General features: G+C 48.2%; 1 protein-coding gene. It reads left to right on the top strand.

The features are described from left to right. A partial coding sequence (locus J7439_RS25555) for an RAP domain-containing protein (RefSeq protein WP_209204874.1) occupies nucleotides 1–1,097 on the top strand: 1,097 nt, incomplete at both ends.

The following is a 1,097-nucleotide window of genomic DNA, read 5'->3' as shown; positions in this document are numbered from 1 at the left end:
AGAAAGGCCAATTTATTCCTCAGCATATCGCCAACCTGCTGTGGGCCATGGCGAAACTGGTGGACAACGGGCAGGAGCAGATACCAGAACTCAACGAGGCTGTGGCCGCGCTATTGCCCCACGTGAACGCACAGAAAGACCAATTTATTCCTCAGCATATCGCCAACCTGCTGTGGGCCATGGCGAAACTGGTGGACAACGGGCAGGAGCAGATACCAGAGGTCAACGAGGCCGTGGCCGCGCTGTTGCCCCACGTGACCGCACAGAAAGACCAATTTATTCCTCAGCATATCGCCAACCTGCTGTGGGCCATGGCGAAACTGGGTGAGCTAGTTGAGCTGAATGTGGTCACATCCACGTTCGAATCGCTTGTTTACCGAATCAGTAAAAACCCTCAGCTCCCTCAGCAAGAGATATTGATGTCTCTCTGGGGAGTAATGGTATGCTGTGCCAGGTTGTCTCTGGTCCCCAATGCCAATAAAAATAACGTGCTTGAAAAGCACATGGATGACCTGTTTACTCACCTGGAAAATACATCTCCGGATAATAAAGAGGAACAATCCATCATTGTCATGGCCGCAAGTTGGCTTGGCAGAGCGTGCCCGGTCGTCCCCCATTACCAGACAATCATTTCAAAACCTCAAGCCGACTTCCGCGATCAACTCCAATTGTGCATTCCATCTTTGAAGATTGAAGAAGAAAAGAGTCTGAACTCATTACCTCCGGTTGACCTGCTACTGCCAGATCACAACATTGTTATTGAAGTTCAGGGATCGTCTCATTACGTGGGTGGTGATTTTAAAACCAGGAATGGTTCGACTCTGCTTAAAATCGCACTGTTGCAAAAATCAGGATTTGAGGTCATTGAAATCACGGTTAACGAGCTTGGGAACCTGAATTCAATGAAACTATGTATTGATCGCATAAAGACCAGGGTAGACACCCCGCAGCAGGGGCATGGCTCTGTATCGCTTAAAAGAGGGTGGGCAGATGAGGAATACGTTACTACCGATAAAGGAAGGCAATCCTCAGATTACTGTTACTTAACCGCCGAAGAACATTTAGAAGAGCAAACCGCTAAACCAAAAAGCAAAAAA

Source organism: Salinisphaera sp. G21_0 (assembly GCF_017744115.1).
GTDB lineage: Bacteria > Pseudomonadota > Gammaproteobacteria > Pseudomonadales > Endozoicomonadaceae > Endozoicomonas.
This window is presented reverse-complemented; position numbering and strand designations above follow the sequence as displayed.